Source organism: Streptosporangium heterodermiicola, assembly GCF_051390675.1.
In the GTDB taxonomy this organism is placed as follows: Bacteria; Actinomycetota; Actinomycetes; order Streptosporangiales; family Streptosporangiaceae; genus Streptosporangium.
The window spans coordinates 552,281-573,762 of record NZ_JBPJSR010000002.1; the positions used below are offsets into that span (position 1 = coordinate 552,281).

A 21,482-nucleotide genomic window follows, 5' to 3' on the forward strand; every position below is an offset into this window, starting at 1 on the left:
GAGGTGGCCGCCTCTGTCCCGCGTCGTACGGGAGGTCGTCAGGAGGGTGGCTCGCCTCCGTCCCGCGCGGGGGGCGGGGGGCGGAGGGGGACGGGGGGGAAGGTGCCGGGCCCGGGACGCGGGGGCGCGTCCCGGGAGCCGTTCGTGGTGGCTCAGCCCGCTTCCGTCGTCGTGCCCGGAGCGGTGCGTGACTGCCTGCGCACCGCCAGGACGATGTCCGCGATCGCGACCACGGCCAGCACCGCCATCGCGACGGTGAGCCAGGTGATCCCGGCCACGACACCGAGCACTCCGAGGCCGATCACCGCTATCAGGGCGAACGAGCCCAGGCGAATGTGGACGACGTCGCGCGGGGTGGCCGCGACCATGGGCTTCCCGCTCGCCGAAGTCTCCTCCGGCATCTGTCCTTCGGCCGTCATGTTTCCCTCCTTGTTCGGAACGCGTCCTTTACCCGGACGCCCCGCTGTCATGTGCCCGGCTCACGTTCGACGTGACCGTTCGAGGGCTTCCACCAGTCCTTCGGGATCGGAGACCGTCACGGTTGCGCCCGGATGGGTCAGGAGACCGCCGGGCGCCAGAGCGGGCACCGGGGTGCGGAACCGGACGCACACGCCCCGCCTGGCGTTGGTGCCGAACGTCACCCCGCGGTCGGCGAGCGACAGGTGCGGCCCGATGACCCTCCACGGCGTGTACGGGCCGGTCACGGTGGTGCCCGCGACGTTGGACAGGGGCGTGCGCAGCGACCAGAAGCCGAAGCGGACCGCGAACTCGCCCTCGCGGACCTCGGCGAAGGCCCGGCCGGGCCCCACCCCGAAGAGCAGCAGCGGTATCCGCCACGCCGGGTCGAGGCCGAACGCGAAGCGCGTCATCCGGTCAGGACTCCCACGGGGCGTCCTCGCCCATCTTGGCGTAGTACTTGGCCAGGTGGGCCTTGATCCGGCCGAGGTCCTCCGCGGGCACCTTGACCCCGCCCCGGGCCCCCCGCAGGATCCCTCCCGCGGCCCGTACGGCGTGCGGCACCACCTTGAGCCTGCCGTCGATCACGTCGGCGATGGGGAGCTTGTAGCTCCCGAAGTTCTCCGGTTCGTCGCCGTCGTACCAGAGATGGGCTTCCCGATAGCGGGCGTTGGGCTCGTCGGCGGCACCTGACCACGAGCGGACGCGCTTCTCGGCCGCCTCGCCGTCCCAGGTCCTGTCGTGATCGGCCAGCGGCAGATCCTGAAACCGGGTAACCGTCATGATCTCGCTCCCTTCGTCGAGGGTTTCCCTACCCGGGTGACCGGCCCCATGCCTGCCGGCGACATATTTGGGCTTTCCCAGGGGAGGGGATCGGCATGACCGAGACTCCTGAGGTGAGCGAAGACACGGCCGAGCGCGACACGCCCGAGAAGGACCCGCCGCCCGCGGGCCCGCGAGGTGTCGACGGCGAGACCCGGGTCGTGGCGGAACGGTCGGGGTCGGACACGACCTTCCCCGAGCGGCCGCTGCTGGCGGACCCCGACGACGCGCGCCGTACCCCGGAAGAGGAAAGCCCCGAAGGCGCGACCGACGCCGGGACCGACGACGGGGACGGCGACGGGGACGGCGAGGACACCGGGGGCAGCGGGAACGAGGCCGAGGGGGACGCGGGGGAGGACACCTCTGGCGACGGAACACCGGAACCGGAGGTCGGCCCGGCCTCCTGAGGAGTCTGAGGAGTCGTCCCTCCCCCAGAACCCGGCCCCGAACGCGGTGGAGGGGGTCCCGGAGAACCGGGACCCCCTCCACATGATCGAGAATCAGCTCTTGAAAGCGTCCTTGACCTTCTCCACGCCGTCCTTCAGCTTCTCCCCGGCCTGCTTGAGGTGGCTGTCGGCCTGGTCGGTCCTGCCCTCGGCCTCAAGGCGCTCGTCGCCGGTGGCGCGTCCCGCGCCTTCCTTGACCTTGCCGCCGAGCTCTTCGGCCTTGTTGGCAATCTTGTCGTCGGCACCCATGGTGTGATCCCTCCCGTTTGTGGATTTTTGTCCACGCAGTGGTATCTCCCTCTCCCGCAGAGGAGGGGGTAAACATGCCCGCCTCCGGAGGCCAGGTCGATCCGGCGCCGACGGCCGTGCCCGGGGCGTGAAACGGCCGTGCCCGGCTTCGGGACGATCGAGACCGGTCCGGGAACGGCCGGGCGCGGCGGGGAAACGGAGTGACGGACGCTGCGCTTTCAGCGGAAAGCGCTGACAGCGAACGAACGGAAAACGCGGTCCCCGGCGGGACTATGGTCGCGAATGTTCGTTATTCGCAAACCCGGGTTCGGAGCAGGTGGAAGACATGAGCGGTCCCCAGATCGTCCCCGAAGACCAGCTGTACCAGCGGCTGCTGCGCAAGCGGATCGTCGTGCTCGGCAGCGAGGTGAGCGACGAGGTCGCCAACCGGATCTGCGGGGAGCTGCTCCTGCTCTCCGCCGACGACGACCGGCGCGACATCTGGCTCTACATCAACTCACCCGGTGGCTCGGTGTCGGCCGGAATGGCCATCTACGACGTGATGCAGTACATCCCCAACGACGTCGCCACCGTGGCCATGGGCATCGCGGGGTCCATGGGGCAGTTCCTGCTCTGCTCGGGGGCTCCCGGCAAGCGCTACATCCTGCCGCACGCCAGGGTGATCATGCACCAGCCCTCCGGAGGGCTCGGGGGCACGGCCGCCGACATCGCCATCCAGGCCGAGCAGATGCTCTACACCAAGCAGACGATGCGCGAGCGGATCGCCTTCCACACCGGCCAGCCGCTGGAGCGGATCGAGGAAGACTGGGACCGCGACCGCTGGTTCACCGCCCCCGAGGCCAAGGACTACGGTTTCGTCGACCAGGTCATCCGGAACACCAGCGAGGTGGTGTCCGAGGGCTGACATTCCGTTCCCGAGGCGAAATTCCTCTCGGGATGATCGTACCCTGGGAATAATTTCGCGTCCGGGGCGGTTTCGCGCGGAATGGCATGGCGCCATTTCCAGTCGTGGCCGGAAATGGCGCCACAGCGATAAACACGCGGTAGAAAGCGGTAGAAAGCGGCAGAACGCGGCAGAACGCGGTAGAACATCGCCCCGTCGGCCGCCGAACGGCTGCCGCCCGATCTCGACTCCAGCGGCCGTTCCCCGAGCACCCCTGCCGCCCGTTGGCGACTCCGGCCGTGGCGACTCCGGTCGTGACGACTCCGTCAGTGGTGGCAGAGCAGGCAGCGTACGGCGTGTTCGAGAGACTCCGCGTCGGTGATGGGCGAGGGCCAGGGGAGGCGGATCAGCGTCGGGTCGTCCACGCCGCAGCGGACGGTCGCCCCGAAGCGGTCGAGCTCCCAGAGCCAGGCCTCCGGCACCGGCGCGGCGAGCAGGGAGCCCAGCGCGGTCTCCAGCTGCCTGCGGTGGGAGTCGTTGATGTGGTGGAGCATGCGCTCGGCGTCGCCCATCAGGGGGTCGGGGGCGGCGCCGAGATACTCCTCGGCGTCCAGCACGCCCGACTCCGGCCCGGTGAGATAGATCACCCTGCCGACGTCGACGCGGAGCAGCCGGGGGCCGTCCGTCCCCTCAAGCACCTCGAACAGCGCCTCGTCGGGGCAGCGCTCGGCGATCGCCACCGCCGTCTCCCGCACCTCGGCCTCGGGCACGGCCTGCACCCAGCCCTGCACCTTGAGCAGGCCGCGTGACAGCTCGTGCTCTCCCAGTGAGCGGTTCGACGTCAGGTCCACGGTCACCACGGGCTCGTCCCGCGCGTCGTAGAGCGGGTCGCCCGGCAGGACGAGCAGCACGGGACGGCCGGCGCCGTCCACGCCGCCCTTGGCGGGTGCCGCCGCGCCGGTGGTCCCGGAGATGGACACGTGGGTGGGAGCGGCGGTGGCGGCGAGGGTGCGGACCCGCTCGGGGATCGGCGGAGCGGTGACGGGCTGCATGGACCGGCTCTCCTTGAGGTCGGGAGATACTGCTGTATAAGATTAGCCTTGCCTAACTAAGGTAGACCTAACCACACAGGAGTGAGCATGCGCTACACCGGACCGAAGGTGCGTCTTTCCCGGAGGGCCGGCGTGCCGCTGACCCGCAAGGCCGTCCGCTACTTCGAGGAGCGCCCCTACCCGCCGGGTGAGCACGGTCGCAAGACCAACCGGCGGCAGACCGGTGACTACGGGCTGCGGCTGATGGAGAAGCAGAAGCTGCGCTGGTACTACGACGTCTCCGAGCGGCAGATGCGCCGCTACTGGGACCTGGCGTTGCGCGGCACCGGGCGTGCGGGCGCGGAGCTGGTGGTGCTGCTGGAGACGCGCCTCGCCTCCCTGGTCCTGCGCTCCGGTCTCGCCCCGTCCATCTACGCGGCCCGCCAGTACGTCGCCCACGGCCACATCACCGTGGACGGCCGCAAGGTCGACATCCCCAGCTACCTGGTCAAGCCGGGCCAGGTCGTCGCGGTGCGCGAGAAGTCACGCCGGATGCAGCCGTTCGTCGCCGCGTCCGAGGGCACGTACGCGGACGACCGGATCGCCGCCTACCTCGACGTCAATCACGCCGAGCTCAAGTTCACCCTGTTCAGCCGCCCGTTGCGCGAGCAGGTCGTGGTCCCGGTGGACGAGCAGCTCGTGGTGGAGTTCTACTCGCGCTGACCTGGCGCCGATCCGCGGCGCCGGCCCGCTGCCCCCCGGGTGGCGGGCTTTCTCGCGCCGTTGTTCCCCCGTACGCCCTTCGCGTCCGAGCCGTTGTTCCCCCGCGTGCTCTTGGCGTCCGAGCCGCCGTTCCCCTCGTCGCCGTTCGCCGGCGTGCGCGCAGGGGGCCGGCCACCGTTCCCGGCCGCGTTCGGGGTGCCCTTCGCGGCCGGGCCCGGACCGCCGTCCGGCGTCACCGGGACCCGGTCCCGCAGCTCCCGTACCTCGGCCCGGAGCGTGGCCAGCTCGGTGAGCACCGCCCGGCCCAGGTCCTCGGTCGCCTGCACGGACTCCTCGGCGTGCTCCTCCTCCATCGCGCTGACCACCACCGCGATGAACAGGTTCAGCACCACGAAGGTGCACACCAGCATGAACGCCACGAAGAACACCCACGCCGACGGGTGTACGGCCATCACCTCGCGGGTGATGTCGGACCAGGCGTCCCCGGTCATCATCTGGAACAGGGTGAACAGCGAGGTGGGCAGGTCGCCGAAGTACTCCGGGGCGGTGACGTGATAGAGCTTCGTGCCCATCACCGCCGTGACGTAGAGCACCAGTGCCAGCAGCAGCACGATCGAGCTCATCCCCGGCATCGCGGTGAGCAGCGCGGTCACCACCCGGCGCAGGCTCGGCACCACCGAGATCAGCCGCAGCGCCCGCAGGATCCGCAGCGCCCGCAGCACCGAGAGCCCGCCCGCCGTGGGCAGCAGCGAGACCGTCACGATCGCGGCGTCGAAGAGGTTCCACGGGTTGCGGAAGAACCGCCAGCCGTAGGCGTAGAGCCTGGCGACCAGTTCGACGACGAAGATGTAGAGCGCCAGATGGTCGACGAAGGTGAGCAGCGTGCCGTACCGCTCGACGGTCGCCACCGAGGTCTCCAGCCCGAGGGTGGCCGCGTTGATCACGATGACGCTGATGATGAACTGCTGGAAACGGTGCGTTTCGAGCAGGGCGCGGAGACGCTCGCGCGAGGGCACGGGGACTCCTGGGGGTCGGAGGGGCCGGGAACAGCCAAGATCATAACGGACTGGTGAAGTTCCGGATCCTCCTCGCGTGTCGCGAAACATTCCGGCCATTTGATCTTTGCTGTCCGGAAACATCGCGAGGCACAAAAATGTGTACCGTGCACATTGTTTCCAGCCCGCGGCAGCCGGCCCGCGCGACCCGACATGTCACGGCGGGCCGGCTTCCGCGTGCCCCCCTCCGGCTGGCCGCGCCACCCGTCCGACGGATCCGGACGCGGGGCGCCGCCCGCCGCTTCGAAACGGAGCCCCCCATGCGAAGACGCCGCCCTACCCTGCGCGGTGCGCTCGTCGCCGCCCTCCTGGGTACCGGCGCGGGCACCGCCGAGGCGGAGCCGTCCCCTCCGGCCTCTCCACCAGCCGCGGAGCGATCGGCGGCGGGAGAGCCGCTCGCGGGCGAGGCTGCGGCCGTCAGGACGCTGGGCCTCGTCACCGGCGACACGGTCACCTCGTCCGGCGGCCGGATCGCGGTGAGGCCCCGCGAGGGAGTGCGGTTCCTGCGCTACCGCGACGGTGAGCACCAGTACGTCGTGCCCAGCGACGCGGTCCCCCTGCTGCGCGCCGACCGCCTCGACCGGCGGTTGTTCGACGTGAACGGGCTGCTCGCGGGCGGCTACGACCGGCTCCCCGCGCTGCCGCTGATCGTGTCGGACGCCTCGGGCGCCTCCGTCGCGCGGGGGCTGAGGGTGGGCCGCAGGCTGGCGGCGATCGACGGGTTCGCGGCGGAGGTCCCGGGCCCGTGACCTCGGCGGGAACTGGCCCGCCCTGCGTACGTCCCTGACGACGGGCAAGCTCTGGCTGGACGGCACGCGCGTCCCCACGCTCGACGTCAGCGTGCCCCGTACGGGAGCGCCGGCCGCGTGGGCCAGGGGCCTGGACGGCACCGGGGTGAAGGTCGCGGTGCTCGACAGCGGCATCGACGACACCCACCCGGATCTCGCGGGCAAGATCGCCGGGCGGAGCAACTTCGTCCCGGACTATGAGGGCGACGACGACCTGAACGGGCACGGCACCCACGTGGCCTCGACCCTCGCGGGTACCGGCGCGGCCACCGGAGGCAGGTACCGTGGCGTCGCGCCGGGGGCGACGCTGCTCGACGGGAAGGTCTGCTTCGACTACGGCGGCGACGGGCTGTGCCCCGAGTCGTCGATCCTGGAGGGCATGCAGTGGGCCGTCGCGTCCGGTGCCAAGGTGGTCAACCTGAGCCTCGGCGCCCCCGACGCTCCCGGCGTCGACCCGCTTGAGGCGGCGGTCGACGGGCTCACCGACCGGTACGACGCGCTGTTCGCGGTCGCGGCCGGAAACCGGGGCCTCGCGCGGACGATCGGCTCCCCGGCGTCCGCGGACGCGGCCCTCGCGGTCGGCGCCGTCACCAAGACCGGCGAGGTGGACTCCTACGTCCAGCAGGGGCCCGCGCCTCGGCGACCACGGCGTCAAGCCCGAGATCACCGCTCCGGGCACGGACATCGTCGCCGCGCGCAGCGGTCACAGCGCGGGCGGCGAGCCGGGTGACGCGTACATCGCGCACTCCGGTACGTCGATGGCCACGCCGCACGTGGCCGGGGGCGCCGCGATCCTCACCCAGGCCCGCCCGGAGTGGACGGCCGAGCGGCGCAAGGCGGTCCTGGTGGGTTCCGCCAGGGCGCACGCCGGCTACGACGTGTTCACCCAGGGGGCCGGGGAGCTCGACCTGGTCCGGGTGCTGGACCAGCCCGTCAGCGCCTCGCCCGCGACGGTCGCCTTCGGGCTCCGGGAGTCTCCCGGCGAGGACGGCCCCCTGGCCCGCGCGCTGACGTACCGCAACGCGGGCGAGGCGCCGGTCACGCCGGCCCTGGCCCTCACCACCGCCGCGCCGGCCGGGACCTTCACCCTCGGCGCCCCCTCGCTGACCGTGCCGGCGGGCGGGGAGGCCTCGGGTGGAGCTGCGTGCCGAGACCGGTGCCGCGAGGAGTGACTACGACGTCTTCTCCGGCCGGGTGGTGGCGACCGCCCCGGGGATCGGCGTGCAGACGCCGTTCAGCGTCTTCAGGGAGCGGCCGAGCGCGGACGTCACGGTGACCTCGCTCGACCGTACCGGCGCCCCGGCGGTGAACGCGATCACGATGGTCGCCGGTCCCGCGAACGGTCTGGTGTTCTACGCGATGGGGGCCGAGTCCACGTTCCGCGTGCCGCCGGGCACCTACTTCGCGGCCACGCTGATGCCCGGTGACGACGGCACGTCCACGGTGGCCGCCCACCCGGACCTGGCGGTCACCGGGAAGCTGGACCTCGTACTGGACGGCAGGAAGGCCCGCGACCTCGACATCACCGTGCCGGGCGGGTCGGCGGCGCCGGTGAGCGCCGGGTACGCGGCCGACGTGAAGGGCGCCGAGGCGTGGCGGACCAACTACCCCGTCGTCCCCGGGATCGCTTATCCGGCCGGGTCCCTGCTGCCGCCCGTCGCGCCGCCGAGGACGCGCACGGAGTACTACGCGGGCAACCTGGCCTGGGAGCCGAGCGTCGACGAGAGCGCCAGGCCCTCCGAGGACGGAGGTTTCCCGGTCGTGACGGCCCGGGGGACGTCCTACCGGCGGACGCAGTAGTCGCCGATGCCCGACTCCAGCAGTCCAAAGGCGCGTTCGGCGTGCCGTCGCAGGTCGGGGGCGATGGCGTCGAGGGTCTCGCCCGCCAGCATGCGTTCGACGGCGTGGGTCATCAGCCGGTGCAGCACCGCGCTGACCTGGGCGGCGACGAACACGGGGGTGAGGTCGCCGGGATCGGCTCCGGCCTCCTCTGCGAGCGTCCTGGCCAGGGCCTTCTCCCGCGCCTCGTTCATCTCCCGCACCCGGCCGTTGAGTGACGGGCTCCGCGAGACCATGCGGGTGAAGGCGTCGCTTCCCTCGTGGAACCCGTAGCGGTGGTGGCGGGTGTCGAGCGCGTCCAGGAAGTCGCGGCGCAGCGCCCCCAGCGTGCCCTCGCCGGGCTTCCGCTCCCGTACGACCCTGCTGAGCAGGTCCTCCACCTCCTCCTGCCGGTCGAAGAGCAGGTCCTCCTTGGTGCCGAAGTAGTTGAAGACCGTGTTGACCGACACGTCGGCGGTCCTGGCGACCTCGGCCACCGTCACGTTGTCGAAGCCCTTCGTCACGAACAGCCACGTGGCGATGTCGGAGATGCGCTGCCTGGTCTCCCGTTTCTTGCGCTCGCGCAGGCCCTCGTTCATGGATCCCATCCTAGGTGTCGGACTATTTTTTCAGTGACTCCAAAATTGGTGTTACTGTAAAAATGGAGGCGATCAAATGATCAAGACATCGGCATTGAGCAAGACCTTCCCCGGCGGCGTGGCCGCCGTCCGGGGCGTCGACCTGGCGGTGGAGGCCGGGGAGATCGTCGGATTCCTCGGCCCGAACGGCGCGGGGAAGACGACCACGATGAGGATGCTCACCACCCTGGTGCGTCCCACCGGCGGCACAGCCACGGTCGCGGGCCACGACCTGCTCACCGACCCGAGGGGCGTGCGGCGGCGCGTCGGCTACGTGTCCCAGAGCGGCGGGATAGACCTGTCGAACCCGGTGGGGGAGGAGCTCGAACTGCACGCCATGCTGTACGGCATGCGCCCGGCCGAGGCGCGCGAACGGGTCGCGGAGGTGCTCGGCCGGTTCGGGCTCACCGCGCTGCGCGACCGGCCGGGCGGCGCGCTCTCCGGCGGTCAGCGCCGCCGCTTCGACCTCGCCTTCGGCCTGGTGCACGACCCCGTCCTGCTCTTCCTCGACGAGCCCACCACGGGCCTGGACCCGCAGAGCCGGGCCGCGCTGTGGGAGCACATCAGAGGACTGCGCGACGGGTTCGGCCTCACGGTCTTCCTGACCACGCACTATCTCGACGAGGCGGACACGCTCGCCGACCGCCTGTTCATCATCGACGGCGGCGTGATCGTCGCCCAGGGCACCCCGTCCGAGCTCAAGGGCGGCACCGGCACCCTCGACGACGTCTTCCTGTCCATCACCGGCCGCTCCCTGAGAGACGATCCACCGGGCTCCTCGAACTCACCGGGTTCCCCGGGCTCACCGGACTCCCCGGGAACGGGCGACGAGCGGCGGGCGGCTAACCTGGCGGGTGGGGAGCGATGAGCGCCGTCCGCGACACCTGGCTGATCTTCCGGCACAACGTCCGGATCTCGCTGCGGCAGAAGGCGGGGATCATCTTCGGGGTCCTGCAGCCCCTGCTCTATCTCGTGCTGTTCGGCCCGCTGTTCGTCACGATCGGCCCCTGGGAGACACTGATCCCCGGCCTGCTCATCCAGGTGGCGCTGTTCAGCGCGGGCCTGGCCGGGTTCGGTATCGTCATGGACGCCAGGGCCGGGGTGCTGGAGCGGCTGCGGGTCACCCCGGCGCACCGCGTCTCCCTGCTGCTCGGCCGCGTCCTGGCCAACTCGCTCACCCTGGTGATCCAGTCGATCATGCTGATCGCGGTGGGCTACGCCTTCGGCCTGCGCGCGGCGGTTCCCGGAGTGCTGGTCGCGCTGCTGCTGATGATCCTGCTCGGCGTCAGCCTGGCCGCGCTGTCCAACGCCATCGCGCTCGTCATGGACCCCGAGGCGTTCGCGCCGATCATGAGCACGGCGATCGTCCCGCTGGTCCTGCTGTCCGGCGCGTTCCTGCCGATGTCGATGGCACCGGGCTGGCTGGACGTCCTGTCGCGCGTCACGCCGTTCCGCTACGTGCTGGAGGCGATGCGCGAGCTGTTCAACGGCCACTACGCGAACTGGACCGTCGGCCTCGGCGTCGCCGTGACCGTGGTCCTGTCCGTGCTCTGCGTCGTCGTGGGAACCCGCGTCTTCAACCGCGAGAACGCCTGACCGCCCGTCTCTCCCGACGGTTCCCCCGGAGGCGTCGCCGCCGGGTCGTCGCCGGGGCGTTCCCGAGCCGTCGCCGGGCCGGGACAAGGGCCCCACCCGAGGAGCAGCACGGTGTTCAGCCCGGGGGGCCGTACGGCTCGATCCTCGGGTCGGAGTAGGGGCCGCCGCCCGCCGGGGAGACCCGGTGGGCGGCGGACTCGCTCACCCGCAGGCCGTACAGCCCCTTGGCGGGGTCGATGAGCACCAGGCCGTAGTCGGTGTCGACGTCCTCGTCGGACAACTCCAGCCGCCGCATGGCCTGCGCGAGCGTCGCGTCGGGCGGGAGCCGTACGGTGATCAGGAGCATGCACTCACGCTACGCGTTTGGCGCGGCGACGCAACGAGGTGAGGATCCCGGCGGTGTCGACGACGCCGTAGCCGTAGTCGTGGTCGAACCCGATGTCGCCGTGGTCGTCGGCGGTGCGCCGGAGCAGGGTGCGCAACTGGGCGGGCGACAGGCGGGAGGAGGACCACCGGGTGCGTACGGCCGCGACCAGCCCGGCGGCGACGGGGCACGCGGCCGAGGTGCCCGAGTCGGCCTCGTCGTCGCCGAAGGCCCCCGAGCCGGAGAAGTGGGTGTAGGCGCAGAGGTCGGGCTTGCGGGCGGTGAGGCGGCCGGGCCCCTGGGAGGAGTAGCCGACCCGCGCGCCCCGGACGTCGACGCCGCCGATCGACAGGACGCGCGGGTGGGAGTTGGCGCCGGTGATCGGCCGGCTGGGGTACGCGCACCGGCCGTCGGGGCAGTCGCGCCCGCAGTTTCCCGCGGCGAACAGCACGTCGGCGCCCGCCCGCTCCAGGCTCGCGACGATCAGGTTGAACGGGTGGGCCGGGTTGTCGGAGTAGTTGCCGGGGTGGCCCGCGGGGAAGTCCCAGTCGGGGGAGAAGGAGCCCCAGCTGTTGCTGACGACCAGGGAGCGCGAGGCGGCGGGCTGGGCCTCCAGGACGGTACGCAGGTGGGCGAAGGCCGCCACCGCGTCCGAGAGCAGGCCGTCCAGCGCGCTGCCGCCGGGGCGCCGGGACAGCAGCACGGGCACGTCGATCAGCGACGCCCTCGGCGCGGCGATGAGCGCGTCGAAGGCGCACATCGTGCCGTGGTCGACGGGGAACTCGCCCGCCTCGCCGCGTACCCCCGACGGCTTCCAGCTGTGCCGCGCGTCGAGGGCCACGGCGCGGTCGAGGCGCCGGGCCACGTGCGCGGCGTTGATGCCGGTGTCGAGCACCGCGAGCGCGACGCCAGAGCCGTCGAGACCCTCGCGGGCCAGCTCGGCGACGTTCAGCAGCCGTTCCACGTCCCGCCAGTCGCCCACCGGGGGCGTTCCGCCGCAGGTGAGACCCCGCTCGATCACCGGGTCGGCGAAGACTCCCACGACGTCGGGGCGGAGCGAGGGCAGCAGGGTGATCCGGGTGGAGATCTCGTCGTCGGAGATCTCCCCGCGGACCAGGACGGAGGCCTCGTCGTCGGCGAAGGAGAACGTCAGCGGCTGGTTGAGCGAGAGCGGGTCGCCCCCGGCGACGGGGACCGGCCGGGGCGCGACGACCGGGACGAAGGAGGGATCCACGACGACCCCGGGCAGCGCGTCGACGACGTCGGCCGCCGCCGGAGTGATCACCGCGGGATCGGCCACGGCCGCGACGACGTCGGGGGAGGGACGGAGCTGGAGCAGGACCCGCATGTGCACCACCGGGGTTCGAGGGGATCGGGCCCCACCACGTTCCTGCATCCGCCTCGATCGCGTCCAGCCGTTGAAATCACCTCCCATCCGGACTCATGGTGTGTAATCCGTGTAAACGACGGGCGTGGATTTCCTTCCCTGCGCGGGTGCCGGTCACTAGCGTTGGGCGTCATGACCGCAGAGCCACCCCCCAACCCCGATGTCCGGCACACACACTGGCTGAGCACGCGGCCCAGACTGATAGTGGCCAGTGGCTTCATGCTCTTCCTGGAGCTGGCCCTGATCCGGTGGACCGGATCGAACATCGTCCATCTGAGTTACTTCACCAACTTCGTCCTGCTGGGGTCCTTCCTCGGCATCGGGCTCGGCTTCCTGCGGGTGGGACGCAGCACCCGGCAGCCGTACTACTCGCCGATCGTGCTGGCCGCCCTGGTCCTGGTCGTGTGGCTCTTCCCGGTCACCGTGGACCGCCAGACCGAGGGCGTCCTGTACTGGACGAGCCTGAGCGCGAGCGGGCCGCCTCCCTGGCTGATCCTGCCGGTGATCTTCGCCGCGGCGGCGATCGTGCTGATGGGCCCGGCCGAGCTGGTCGGGCGGTGCTTCCCCGAGCTCGAACGGCTGGAGGCCTACCGCTACGACCTGATCGGCAGCCTCAGCGGCATCGCGCTGTTCACCGCGCTGTCGTTCCTCAGCGCGCCCCCGGTGGTGTGGGGCACGATCGCCGCGATCGCCTACGCGGTGCTGCTCTGGCCCCGCAAGGTCTGGGCCCGCGCGGCGCTGCTCGTGCCGTCGCTGATCGTCGTCGGCGTCCTCGCGACGGAGACGCTGACGGCCGGGGCGCTGTGGTCGCCCTACTACAAGGTGACCTACGTGCGCGGCTACTGGAACGACGTGCCGCTGATGAACATCGACGTCAACGGCATCCCGCACCAGCAGGCCACCCCGGCCAAGAGCCGCCTGGAGTGGGAGCGCCAGTACGCCCTGCCGTACGAGCGCGCGGCCTCCGGCAAGCTGGACAACGTGCTCATCGTGGGCGCGGGCAGCGGCACCGACGTGTCGATCGCGCTGTCCAAGGGCGCCAAGCACGTCGACGCCGTGGAGATCGACCCCAAGCTCCTCGAACTCGGCCGCTCGTACCACCCGGACAATCCCTACAGCGACCCCCGGGTCACCACCCACGTCACCGACGGGCGCGCCTTCCTGGAACGGACCTCCGACAAGTACGACCTGATCCTCTTCGCGCTGCCCGACTCGCTCACCCTGGTGTCCGGGGCGAGCTCGCTGCGGCTGGAGAGCTATCTGTTCACCCGGCAGGCGATGGAGGCGGCCAGGGACCACCTCAAGCCCGGCGGCGCCTTCTCGATGTACAACTACTACCGCGAGACCTGGCTGGTGGACCGCCTCGGCTCCACCATGCAGGCCGCCTTCGGCCACAAGCCCTGCGTCGACATCGTCAGCGAGACCGGCCAGCAGGCGGTGATCACCGCGGGGCTCACCACCGAGGCGCAGCGGTGCGGCTCCGAGTGGGCGGGCGCGACCCTGGACACCCCGCCCCCCGCCAGTGACGACCGGCCCTTCCTCTACCTGAAGGACCAGACGATCCCGCAGATCTACATCATCACCCTCGGCCTGATCCTCATCGTGAGCCTGCTCGCCGTCCGGGCCGTCGCCGGTCCGTACCGGAGGATGCGCCCGTACGCCGACCTCTTCCTGCTCGGGGTGGCGTTCCTGCTGCTGGAGACGAAGAGCGTCACCGGGTTCGCGCTGCTGTTCGGCACCACCTGGGTGGTGAACGCGATCGTGTTCGGCGGGGTGCTGGTCGCCGTGCTCGCCGCGGTGGAGGTGACCCGCCGCTTCCGGGTGCCGTCCCTGCCGGTGATGTACGGCGTGCTGCTCGCCGGGCTCGTCCTGGCCTGGCTGGTGCCCAACTCCTGGCTGCTGGGCCTGCCGCTGCCGCTGCGCGCGGTGACCGCCGTGGTCGTGGCGTTCCTGCCGATCTTCGCGGCCAACGTGGTGTTCGCCAAGCGCTTCGCCGACTCCGCGGACGCCACGGTGTCCTTCGGCGCCAACCTGCTGGGCGCGATGGTCGGCGGCTGCCTGGAGTACCTGGCGTTGATCATCGGCTACCAGGGACTGCTGATCGTGGCGGGCCTGGTCTATCTGGGCGCCTTCGCCCTGCTGCCCAGGACCTCCGGGGCGGTCGGGGGCGCCGGGGGTGCCGGGGGTGTCGGAGGGGTCAAGGTCGGCTGAGATCGGTTGAACCCGGCGGGTTCCGGGGGTTCCGGGGTTCTGAGGCGCCGTGGTTCCGGGGTTCCGGGGTTCCGGGAAAGCACTGTGGCCCGTCCTCCTGTGAAGGAGGGCGGGCCACACGCGTGTGGCGGTCGCGCGGGGCCGTCAGCGGCGGAACCGCTCGCGCGGGGCCGTCAGAATCCGCAGAGCTCGTCCAGGGACTCGGCCTCGCCGTTCTGGGTGGGCGTCTGGCTCGGTCCGGCCGCCACCGCCGTCCTGGAGGGCTTGGGCGTGGCGACGGGTGTCGCGCCGCTCGTGCCGTTCGCGCCGCTCGTACCGGGGGAGGCCGTCGCGGCCAGGGGGCGGCGGGCGGGCTGCAGCGACCGGCGCAGCGCCCTGGCGGTCGCGGTACGGATCTTCTGCCAGTCGGGCGAGCCGGTGTAGAACTGCGGCGGCACGAACTGGAGGCTGACGATCCTGGCGTCCTTGACCTTCAGCCCCAGCTCGATGATGTGCTCCAGCAGCTCGCGGGGGATGTCGGTCTTGGCCATCTTCTTGGCCACACCCGCGATCTTGGCGAAGTTGGTGAGCACGACCGACGGGGTGGCCTGCTGGGCGAAGGCGCCGATGACGCAGCGCTGGCGGGCCATCCGGGAGAAGTCGTCGCTGCCGACCCGGGAGCGCCCGTACCAGAGCGCCTCCTCACCGGAGAGCTTCCGGTATCCGGCCTTGATGGTCCCGGCGGTGCCGTAGAGGCCGCCCCACGGGACGTCGCGCTCCACCCTGATCCTCAGGCCGCCGATGGCGTCCACCAGGTGGGCGAAGCCGAACATGTTGACCAGGGCGTAGTAGTCGATCTTCAGGTTGAGCGTGTAGCCGATGGCGTCCATGAGCGCCCGGGGGCCCCGCTGCCCGGTCTTGACCCCGGGCATCAGTTCGGGGTGGTCCTCGGCGTACTGCCAGACCTCGTTGAGCAGGCCGCCGTTGGGCAGCTCGCGCATGAAGCCGTCGGGGAACCGCTTGCCGAGCGCGCTGCCGGGCGGGAAGCGGACGTGCTGGAGGTTGCGGGGGAGGCTGAACATGGCGGTGTTGCCGGTCTCGACGTGCACGCTGGCCATGGTCATGCTGTCGGTCCGCACGCCCTCCCGGTTCCCGGCGCCGTCGCCGCCGACGAGCAGGAAGTTCACCCGCTTGCGCCCGCCCCACGGGTCCTCGTGCTTGACGGGGACGGCCGTGGGGTTGCTCGAAGTGCTCTCGAAGATGGCGTTGGCCGTCTCCTTGCCGGTCAGCACGGTGCTCGCGGTCAGCGCGAACGGCGCCATCACCGACACGCACAGCACGCCGACCGCGATGCCCGACACGATCTGTCCCCTGCCGCTGAGCCGGTCGGGCCCGAGGGAGACGTAGGAGAAGAGCACCAGCAGGAACCAGGCGATCGCGCCGACGATGGCCAGGACCGCCCCGGTCATCAGGGTGCTGTCGCGGGCGAGGAAACCCGCGTTCCCCTCACCGCTGAGGATGAGCGCGCCGACCAGGATGGACAGCAGCAGCGCGCCGAAGATCGTGAGCAGGATGTATCCGGTGCGGCGGTGGCCCGACCGCAGGTGCGCCGCGCCGGGGAGGAACGCCGACAGCGCGGTCCAGCCGATGAGCGCGCCGACCGTGAGCGGCCTGGCGAACCGCGGGCGCTTCCCGGGAGGGCCGGGCGGTCCAGGAGGACCCGGGGGTCCACCGGGAGGAGACCCGGCGGGCCCCCCGGTCCGTCCCTCCGGCTGGGCCGGACCCGCGCCGTGGACCGGCTGGGCGCCCTGACCGGGCCGGGTGTCCGTTCCGGTCCGCGACGAGGAGGTCGTCCGGCCGTCGGGCGCGCCCTGGGAGGGGAGGTGCTCCTGGCCCTTGTACGCGGCCTGCCCGTTGGGCGCGCCGTGCGAGGGGGACGTTCCCTGTCCGTTGGGCAGGCCTTGGGAGGGGGACGTTCCCTGCCCGTTGGGCGCGCTGTGCGTGGGAAGGGTCCCCTGTCCGCCGGTCCCCTGTCCGCCGATTCCCTGCCCGCCGGCCCCCTGGCCGTTGGGCGTGCCCTGGAAGGGGTGCGCCTCCTGCCCGTCGGCGGCGCCCCGTGCGCCGGGCCGGGGCTGCGGGGGAGGCGTCCCCCGCCCGTCCGGTACGCCCTGGACCGGGTCGGGAACCGCCCGGAGCCCGTTGCGCGCGTCCCCGGCGGGAGTGTCCTGGGCCGGTGGCACGCCGGGTGGGCCAGGGGGGACTCGCGTCTCGGCCGGACCCTGCGCGCCGCCGCGGTTCGTGCCCGAACCGCCGCTGCGGCGCCGGGGGCGCCGTTTCCCACTGTCGCCGGCGAGATCCCCCGAGTCTTGCCCAAGGCGCATCGTCACACCGCTTCCTACTACTTTTTGCCCCGGTCTACCTGCCAAAACAGCCAGGTTCCCCGATTGAACGGAATTTGCCAGGATTCTAGTCCCCATACCTGGACATGACAGACAGATGGCTAATCTGTGGTGAATGATCCCTTAAGTCGTGACGTCGGCTATGACGTCGACGAGGAAGGCGCCAGCCAGGTGTTGCACTGGAACGCCTTGTTCTTCTCGTAGCCCTGGCGGAACCACCGGTTGTTGTTCTGCGGGGAGCCGTGGTCCCGGGGGTAGCCGGGCCAGTCGCCCACCCGGGAGTAGAAGTAGTAGAGGGTGTTGCGCCGGGCCGGGGTCACCGGATAGCTGGCCGAGACCGAGCGCATGAACATCGCGCCGAAGCAGGTCGCCTGGAGCTCGAACCTGCGGCTCAGCGCGAGTTTCCCGCTCCGGCCGCTGGACCGCAGAGACCGCTGCCACCAGGTGTTGGACAGCCCCGACAGCTGCTGCACGTGGTGCCCGTACTCGTGCGCCATCATGCTGACGACCCCGCCGTGCCAGTCGGTGATGGAGCCGTACCCGCCGGAGTTGCCGACCCCCCGCACCATCGCCCTGGTCGAGGCGTAGATGGTGGTGTTGCGCGGGCAGTAGTACGGCACCATGTTGCCCGGCGAGGGGAAGTCGCCACAGGCGCCGCGGCCCTTCGTCGCGGTGAGGGCGTAGCCGGGCGGGCGCCAGTCGATGCCCTGCTTGCGCATGATCTGGGACCACCCCTTGTCCATGCACTTGGACGTCCTGAGGATCAGCGCCTTGAGCTGGCTGTGGCTGTAGACGCTGGCCGATCCGGCCGGGCAGTTCACCCTGGGCAGCCCTCCGGCCCGGTAGAGCGTGTTGTTCTCCAGGCTGGTGTCGAGCGTCCGCACCTTGACCGGGGGCGTGATCGTCTCCTCCGAGATGTCGGAGGAGGCCGTCGTCCGTCTCGGCTCCGCGGTGGGCCTGTACGACGGCCTGCTGTCCAGGGAGGTGGGCAGCGGCAGGATCGCGACCGGCGAGACCGGGTCCGGGCGGCGGCTGTTCTTGGCCACCGCGCCCACCACCACGAGCCCGACGAACACCAGCGCGGACACGCCGAGGATCCCGCCGACGACCGCCCCGGCCCCGCTGGAGCGCGGGCGCTGCGGCTGCCACCGCGGCGGCGGGTAGGCGTGCCGCTGCCGGGGATCCGGCGGCGGTGGCGGTGGCGGCGCCGGATGCCCGTACGGCGGCCGGCCCCCGGGCAACGCCTGCCCGTACGGCGCCTGGCCCCCGGGAAGCGCCTGCCCGTACGGCGGCCGGCCCACGGGCGGCGTCGGCGGATTCCGGTATCCCTGTCCCGGCGGTGGCTGTTGCGGAGGCACCGGCGGGGGCGGGAAACGCGGCGGATGCCCGGGTGGCGGATATCCCGGGGGCGGCGGCTGGGGGTGGCCCCGGGGCGGTCCTTGAGGCGGGTACCCCTGGCCGGGCGGAGGCGGTGGCGGGGGTGGCTGCCGGGAGGGAGCGGGCGGGTACCCGTACCCGGCGGGGAATCCCTGTCCTGGCGGCGACGCCGGGTGGCTCCCGTGCCCCGGCGGCGCTGCTGGATGGTTTCCCTGTCCCGGTGGTGCCGGCGGATACCCCGCCTGTCCCGGTGGAGGCCCCGGCGGTGGTGCCGGCGGGCCCCCTTGCCCCGGGTGGTTCCCCTGCCCCGGCGGGCCTCCCTGCCCCGGATAGGTGGGCAGCCGTGAATATCCCTGTCCCGGTGGTGGCGGCTGCGGTGGGTGTCCCGGCGGCGGCGGTTGAGGATGGCCCTGAGCCGCCCACCCGGGCGGTGCCTGAGGTGGTCGCCCCTGAGGTGGATGGGGCGGTGGGGGGTAATGCCCGTTGCCTGTCACGCTGTCTCCCCGTTGACCCGAGCGTCCGATGTTTAGCTACAGGTCCGGACTTTTGCCGAATTTGGGGCGTAAGCATACTGATTTATCATCCGTCACGGATGTCGCTGCATTCGATTACATTCCGAAATCATCCGAGGTGATCTCCGCGATGTACCGGACCGATCCAGGGCCCGTGACCTAGCTTCAAATCATGAATCTGCAGCAGCTCCGCTATGTGGTCGCGACGGCGGAGCATCGCACCATGACCGACGCGGCCAGGTCGCTGTACATCGCACAACCTGCCCTTTCCCGTGCGATCAGGGATTTGGAACGAGAGCTCGGGATGACGTTGTTCGCACGTTCCGGACGTGGCGTGGTCGTCACGGCGCAGGGACGCCGGGTGGTCAAGCTGGCCCGGGAGGCACTCGACGCCGTCCGCGAGATCGAGTCATTGTCCACGCACGGCCACGCGTCCGAGGCGGAGCTCCGCATCGCCTCGATACCCAGCCTCGAACCGGGGCTGGCAGGACGCCTCCTCCCCGCGTACACCGCCGAACATCCCGGGGTACGCATTCACATCGTCCGCTGTGACGGGCGGGACGGCGTGGTGAGCGCCATCAGGGACCAGAGGGCCGATCTCGGCCTGACGGACCTGCCCGTCCCCACCGATCTGATCAGCCACCCGCTGGAGCGCCAGGAGATCGTGCTGATCTCCCCGCCCGGCGTGGACCTGCCCGACCCGGTGCCGATGAGGAGACTCAACGGCATGCGGCTGGTGCTGCCGGTTCCCGGCAGTTCCCGGCGCCGGGAGTTCGACGCGCTCTTCGCCAAACACGGTGTGGCCCCCGTGGTGGCGACGCAGCTCGACGAGCGCGGCAACTGGCTGAGCACCGTCCGTTCGGGTACGGCCTCGATGCTCTGGTACCGGGGGATGGCCGAGCAGGCCGCCCGCGCCGGGCTCGTGGTCCGCACCCTCGATCCCTCGGTCCGCCGGGTGATCGCCATCGTTCACGCGCGACGGCGGCTGCCCGCCATCGCGCAGGAGTTCCTGTCCGTGGCCGAAAGTGGGTCGGCCGCGTAGGAGCCCCGAGGCTCGTCAGCTTTTCCGGTTCCCCAGTTTTCCCCCAGAGGCGGCGCAGGTGGGAGCGCCGTCCTCTCCGACACCGGGCTATAGGCTCGGTCTCGATGACTATCTTGCGCCTGCGCGGCCGTGAGTTCCGGCCCGGCGAGTTCGCGATCATGGCGGTGGTCAACCGCACCCCCGACTCCTTCTTCGACAGGGGAAGGACGTACGGCTTCGCGGCGGCCCTGGAGGCGGTGGACGGTGCCGTCGCGGGAGGCGCGGACATCGTCGACATCGGCGGCGTCAAGGCGGGTCCCGGCGACGAGGTCGATCCCGCGGAGGAGATCCGCCGGGTGGCCGACCTGGTCGCGGAGGTCAGGCGTCGTCACCCCCGGCTCGTCGTCAGCGTCGACACCTGGCGCGCGGAGGTCGCCGAGGTCGTCGCCGAGGCGGGCGCGGACCTGCTCAACGACACCTGGGGCGGGGTCGACCCCGAGCTGGCCGGAGTCGCCGCCAAGCACGGCATCGGCCTGGTCTGCGCGCACGCCGGTCGCGTGACCCCGCGCACCCGCCCGCACCGCATCGCCTACGCCGACGTGGTCGCCGACGTCATCGGCTACACCGTCGACCTCGCCGAGCGCGCCGTCGCGGCGGGGGTGCCCAGGGAGTCGATCCTCATCGACCCGGCGCACGACTTCGGCAAGAACACCTGGCACTCCCTGGAGGTCAGCCGCCGCCTGGACGAGATGGTCGCCACCGGCTGGCCGGTGCTCGTCGCGGTCTCCAACAAGGACTTCGTCGGCGAGACCCTCGGCGGCCTGCCGGTGGACGAGCGCCACGCCGGGACCATGGCCACGCTGGCGGTCTCCGCCTGGCAGGGCGCCCGGGTCTTCCGGGTCCACGACGCCGCGTCCGCCCGCGCCGCCCTGGCCACCGTCGAGAGACTGCGCCGATGACAGTGTCGCCGCCGCTGCTGCCGCCGCCGCTGCCGGTGGTGACGCCCGCCTCGCCTCGCACCGCGAGTACCCCTTTCCCGCGGGCGCCGAGCCGCCCGCCGCAAACACGGACGGGAGCCCGACCCATGCCGGAAGAACTGCTCGACCACCTCGTCTACGCCACCCCCGACCTGTACGGGACCGTACGGGAACTCGCGGGCCTGCTCGGCGCGGAGCCCGTCGAGGGCGGGCGCCACGTGGGCCTGGGCACCCGCAACTACCTGCTGGGCCTGGGCGGGCGCCGTTACCTGGAGATCATCGGCCCGGACCCCGACCAGCCCGATCCCGGCCTCGCCCGGCCGTTCGGCCTCGACCTGCTGCCCGGCCCGCGCCTGGTCACCTGGGCGATCCACCCGGACGACCTCGACGCGGTCGTCGCGCGGGCCCGCGAGCGCGGGTACGAGCCGGGCGACGTCCACCCGATGTCGCGCCGCACCCCGGAGGGCGAGCTGCTGGAGTGGCGGCTCACGTCCTCGCCCGACGACACCGGCGACGGCCTGGTCCCGTTCCTGATCGACTGGGGGAGCACCGCGCACCCCGCCGAGCGCGGCCTGCCCGTGGTGGAGCTGACCTCGCTCACCGCCTTCCACCCCGACCCCGCGACCGTCGCCGGGTACCTGTCCGCGCTCGGGACCGAGCTGGAGGTGGCCGCCGGTGACGAGCCCCGCCTGGTGGCCGTGATCGGCGGGATCAGACTCTCCTAGAGCGTCGTCCCGGCCCGGGGCCCCG

The 21,482-nt window shown here is 71.6% G+C and carries 24 protein-coding genes; 13 read left to right on the forward strand and 11 right to left on the reverse strand.

The window, feature by feature from the left end; all coding sequences use genetic code 11:
* Nucleotides 1–152 precede the first annotated feature (152 nt).
* From ACSC1Q_RS06245 to ACSC1Q_RS06255, 3 genes are read right to left on the reverse strand one after another with little or no spacing between them, the layout of a single operon-like run.
* Nucleotides 153–419: a hypothetical protein gene (locus ACSC1Q_RS06245; protein ID WP_436757685.1), complete on the reverse strand. Its 267-nt coding sequence runs from the start codon at nt 417–419 to the stop codon at nt 153–155.
* Nucleotides 420–479: 60 nt separating this feature from the next.
* A complete protein-coding gene (locus tag ACSC1Q_RS06250; protein ID WP_436757686.1) occupies nt 480–869 on the reverse strand; it encodes a hypothetical protein in 390 nt (129 codons plus the stop codon).
* Nucleotides 870–873: 4 nt separating this feature from the next.
* Nucleotides 874–1,239, reverse strand: a complete 366-nt coding sequence (locus tag ACSC1Q_RS06255) for a hypothetical protein (protein ID WP_436757687.1) — start codon at nt 1,237–1,239, stop codon at nt 874–876.
* A 113-nt stretch (nt 1,240–1,352) separates the two neighbouring features.
* Here ACSC1Q_RS06255 and ACSC1Q_RS06260 point away from each other — a divergent pair, with 113 nt between their 5' ends.
* Nucleotides 1,353–1,685, forward strand: a complete 333-nt coding sequence (locus ACSC1Q_RS06260) for a hypothetical protein (protein WP_436757688.1) — start codon at nt 1,353–1,355, stop codon at nt 1,683–1,685.
* Between the two features lie 93 nt (nt 1,686–1,778).
* Here the strand turns inward: ACSC1Q_RS06260 and ACSC1Q_RS06265 are convergent, their stop codons facing one another.
* A complete protein-coding gene (locus ACSC1Q_RS06265) occupies nt 1,779–1,973 on the reverse strand; it encodes a CsbD family protein (protein WP_436757689.1) in 195 nt (64 codons plus the stop codon).
* Between the two features lie 325 nt (nt 1,974–2,298).
* Between ACSC1Q_RS06265 and ACSC1Q_RS06270 the strand changes: the two genes are divergently transcribed.
* Entirely contained in the window at nt 2,299–2,877 is a 579-nt protein-coding gene (locus ACSC1Q_RS06270) for a ClpP family protease (RefSeq protein ID WP_436757690.1), read from the forward strand.
* A 305-nt stretch (nt 2,878–3,182) separates the two neighbouring features.
* Here ACSC1Q_RS06270 and ACSC1Q_RS06275 read toward each other — a convergent pair whose 3' ends face one another.
* The gene (locus ACSC1Q_RS06275; RefSeq protein ID WP_436757691.1) at nt 3,183–3,908 is read right to left on the reverse strand and encodes a DUF2470 domain-containing protein; all 726 of its coding nucleotides are present in this window, start codon (nt 3,906–3,908) and stop codon (nt 3,183–3,185) included.
* An 87-nt stretch (nt 3,909–3,995) separates the two neighbouring features.
* Here ACSC1Q_RS06275 and rpsD point away from each other — a divergent pair, with 87 nt between their 5' ends.
* Entirely contained in the window at nt 3,996–4,610 is a 615-nt protein-coding gene (rpsD, locus tag ACSC1Q_RS06280; protein ID WP_436757692.1) for a 30S ribosomal protein S4, read from the forward strand.
* Here rpsD and ACSC1Q_RS06285 read toward each other — a convergent pair.
* Entirely contained in the window at nt 4,598–5,626 is a 1,029-nt protein-coding gene (locus tag ACSC1Q_RS06285; RefSeq protein WP_436757693.1) for an ion transporter, read from the reverse strand. The two genes, rpsD and ACSC1Q_RS06285, sit on opposite strands and share 13 nt — an antisense overlap.
* Nucleotides 5,627–5,925: 299 nt before the next feature.
* On the opposite strand from ACSC1Q_RS06285, the gene ACSC1Q_RS06290 reads away from it, so the two are divergent.
* The 4 genes from ACSC1Q_RS06290 to ACSC1Q_RS06305 all read left to right on the forward strand — a co-directional run bounded on the left by ACSC1Q_RS06290 (nt 5,926) and on the right by ACSC1Q_RS06305 (nt 8,253).
* Nucleotides 5,926–6,414, forward strand: coding sequence for a hypothetical protein (locus ACSC1Q_RS06290; protein ID WP_436757694.1), 489 nt, complete (start codon nt 5,926–5,928; stop codon nt 6,412–6,414).
* Between the two features lie 91 nt (nt 6,415–6,505).
* Entirely contained in the window at nt 6,506–7,183 is a 678-nt protein-coding gene (locus ACSC1Q_RS06295; RefSeq protein WP_436757695.1) for a S8 family serine peptidase, read from the forward strand.
* Nucleotides 7,116–7,625, forward strand: coding sequence for a S8 family serine peptidase (locus ACSC1Q_RS06300; RefSeq protein WP_436757872.1), 510 nt, complete (start codon nt 7,116–7,118; stop codon nt 7,623–7,625). Before ACSC1Q_RS06295 ends, ACSC1Q_RS06300 begins: the two co-directional genes overlap by 68 nt.
* Nucleotides 7,588–8,253, forward strand: a complete 666-nt coding sequence (locus ACSC1Q_RS06305) for a hypothetical protein (protein WP_436757696.1) — start codon at nt 7,588–7,590, stop codon at nt 8,251–8,253. The genes ACSC1Q_RS06300 and ACSC1Q_RS06305 overlap by 38 nt, the downstream gene beginning before the upstream one ends.
* On the opposite strand, the gene ACSC1Q_RS06310 is transcribed toward ACSC1Q_RS06305, so the two are convergent.
* Entirely contained in the window at nt 8,235–8,870 is a 636-nt protein-coding gene (locus tag ACSC1Q_RS06310) for a TetR/AcrR family transcriptional regulator (RefSeq protein WP_436757697.1), read from the reverse strand. The two genes, ACSC1Q_RS06305 and ACSC1Q_RS06310, sit on opposite strands and share 19 nt — an antisense overlap.
* A gap of 76 nt (nt 8,871–8,946) precedes the next feature.
* Here ACSC1Q_RS06310 and ACSC1Q_RS06315 point away from each other — a divergent pair, with 76 nt between their 5' ends.
* On the forward strand, nt 8,947–9,777 hold the full coding sequence (locus tag ACSC1Q_RS06315; RefSeq protein ID WP_436757698.1) for an ABC transporter ATP-binding protein: 831 nt from the start codon (nt 8,947–8,949) through the stop codon (nt 9,775–9,777).
* Nucleotides 9,774–10,505, forward strand: a complete 732-nt coding sequence (locus ACSC1Q_RS06320) for an ABC transporter permease (protein WP_436757699.1) — start codon at nt 9,774–9,776, stop codon at nt 10,503–10,505. The genes ACSC1Q_RS06315 and ACSC1Q_RS06320 overlap by 4 nt, the downstream gene beginning before the upstream one ends.
* A 115-nt stretch (nt 10,506–10,620) precedes the next feature.
* On the opposite strand, the gene ACSC1Q_RS06325 is transcribed toward ACSC1Q_RS06320, so the two are convergent.
* Complete coding sequence (locus ACSC1Q_RS06325; protein WP_436757700.1) at nt 10,621–10,851, reverse strand: hypothetical protein; 231 nt, start codon at nt 10,849–10,851, stop codon at nt 10,621–10,623.
* Between the two features lie 4 nt (nt 10,852–10,855).
* A complete protein-coding gene (locus ACSC1Q_RS06330; RefSeq protein ID WP_436757701.1) occupies nt 10,856–12,217 on the reverse strand; it encodes a S8 family peptidase in 1,362 nt (453 codons plus the stop codon).
* A gap of 171 nt (nt 12,218–12,388) precedes the next feature.
* Between ACSC1Q_RS06330 and ACSC1Q_RS06335 the strand changes: the two genes are divergently transcribed.
* A complete protein-coding gene (locus tag ACSC1Q_RS06335; RefSeq protein ID WP_436757702.1) occupies nt 12,389–14,467 on the forward strand; it encodes a spermine/spermidine synthase domain-containing protein in 2,079 nt (692 codons plus the stop codon).
* A 173-nt stretch (nt 14,468–14,640) separates the two neighbouring features.
* On the opposite strand, the gene ACSC1Q_RS06340 is transcribed toward ACSC1Q_RS06335, so the two are convergent.
* Together ACSC1Q_RS06340 and ACSC1Q_RS06345 are read right to left on the reverse strand one after the other, a co-directional pair.
* Nucleotides 14,641–16,686: an LCP family protein gene (locus ACSC1Q_RS06340; protein ID WP_436757703.1), complete on the reverse strand. Its 2,046-nt coding sequence runs from the start codon at nt 16,684–16,686 to the stop codon at nt 14,641–14,643.
* A 299-nt stretch (nt 16,687–16,985) separates the two neighbouring features.
* A complete protein-coding gene (locus tag ACSC1Q_RS06345) occupies nt 16,986–18,146 on the reverse strand; it encodes a neutral zinc metallopeptidase (RefSeq protein ID WP_436757704.1) in 1,161 nt (386 codons plus the stop codon).
* A gap of 760 nt (nt 18,147–18,906) precedes the next feature.
* Here ACSC1Q_RS06345 and ACSC1Q_RS06350 point away from each other — a divergent pair.
* The 3 genes from ACSC1Q_RS06350 to ACSC1Q_RS06360 all read left to right on the forward strand — a co-directional run bounded on the left by ACSC1Q_RS06350 (nt 18,907) and on the right by ACSC1Q_RS06360 (nt 21,457).
* A complete protein-coding gene (locus ACSC1Q_RS06350) occupies nt 18,907–19,776 on the forward strand; it encodes a LysR family transcriptional regulator (protein ID WP_350966547.1) in 870 nt (289 codons plus the stop codon).
* 104 nt (nt 19,777–19,880) lie between these two features.
* Nucleotides 19,881–20,714 carry a dihydropteroate synthase gene (gene folP, locus ACSC1Q_RS06355; protein ID WP_436757705.1) on the forward strand — a complete coding sequence of 278 codons (834 nt, stop codon included), beginning with the start codon at nt 19,881–19,883 and terminating at the stop codon, nt 20,712–20,714.
* Between the two features lie 125 nt (nt 20,715–20,839).
* Nucleotides 20,840–21,457 (forward strand): VOC family protein, encoded by a 618-nt coding sequence (locus tag ACSC1Q_RS06360; protein ID WP_436757706.1) that lies wholly within the window; start codon nt 20,840–20,842, stop codon nt 21,455–21,457.
* The last annotated feature ends 25 nt before the right edge of the window (nt 21,458–21,482 follow it).

Coding starts and splice junctions, on each gene's coding strand:
- rpsD (WP_436757692.1), top strand. CDS start 3,996: ATGCGCTACACCGGACCGAAGGTGCGTCTTTCCCGGAGGGCCGGCGTG.
- ACSC1Q_RS06320 (WP_436757699.1), top strand. CDS start 9,774: ATGAGCGCCGTCCGCGACACCTGGCTGATCTTCCGGCACAACGTCCGG.
- ACSC1Q_RS06315 (WP_436757698.1), top strand. CDS start 8,947: ATGATCAAGACATCGGCATTGAGCAAGACCTTCCCCGGCGGCGTGGCC.
- ACSC1Q_RS06265 (WP_436757689.1), bottom strand. CDS start 1,973: ATGGGTGCCGACGACAAGATTGCCAACAAGGCCGAAGAGCTCGGCGGC.
- ACSC1Q_RS06360 (WP_436757706.1), top strand. CDS start 20,840: ATGCCGGAAGAACTGCTCGACCACCTCGTCTACGCCACCCCCGACCTG.
- ACSC1Q_RS06270 (WP_436757690.1), top strand. CDS start 2,299: ATGAGCGGTCCCCAGATCGTCCCCGAAGACCAGCTGTACCAGCGGCTG.
- ACSC1Q_RS06245 (WP_436757685.1), bottom strand. CDS start 419: ATGACGGCCGAAGGACAGATGCCGGAGGAGACTTCGGCGAGCGGGAAG.
- ACSC1Q_RS06255 (WP_436757687.1), bottom strand. CDS start 1,239: ATGACGGTTACCCGGTTTCAGGATCTGCCGCTGGCCGATCACGACAGG.
- folP (WP_436757705.1), top strand. CDS start 19,881: ATGACTATCTTGCGCCTGCGCGGCCGTGAGTTCCGGCCCGGCGAGTTC.
- ACSC1Q_RS06325 (WP_436757700.1), bottom strand. CDS start 10,851: ATGCTCCTGATCACCGTACGGCTCCCGCCCGACGCGACGCTCGCGCAG.
- ACSC1Q_RS06335 (WP_436757702.1), top strand. CDS start 12,389: ATGACCGCAGAGCCACCCCCCAACCCCGATGTCCGGCACACACACTGG.
- ACSC1Q_RS06250 (WP_436757686.1), bottom strand. CDS start 869: ATGACGCGCTTCGCGTTCGGCCTCGACCCGGCGTGGCGGATACCGCTG.
- ACSC1Q_RS06330 (WP_436757701.1), bottom strand. CDS start 12,217: ATGCGGGTCCTGCTCCAGCTCCGTCCCTCCCCCGACGTCGTCGCGGCC.
- ACSC1Q_RS06350 (WP_350966547.1), top strand. CDS start 18,907: ATGAATCTGCAGCAGCTCCGCTATGTGGTCGCGACGGCGGAGCATCGC.
- ACSC1Q_RS06290 (WP_436757694.1), top strand. CDS start 5,926: ATGCGAAGACGCCGCCCTACCCTGCGCGGTGCGCTCGTCGCCGCCCTC.
- ACSC1Q_RS06275 (WP_436757691.1), bottom strand. CDS start 3,908: ATGCAGCCCGTCACCGCTCCGCCGATCCCCGAGCGGGTCCGCACCCTC.
- ACSC1Q_RS06310 (WP_436757697.1), bottom strand. CDS start 8,870: ATGAACGAGGGCCTGCGCGAGCGCAAGAAACGGGAGACCAGGCAGCGC.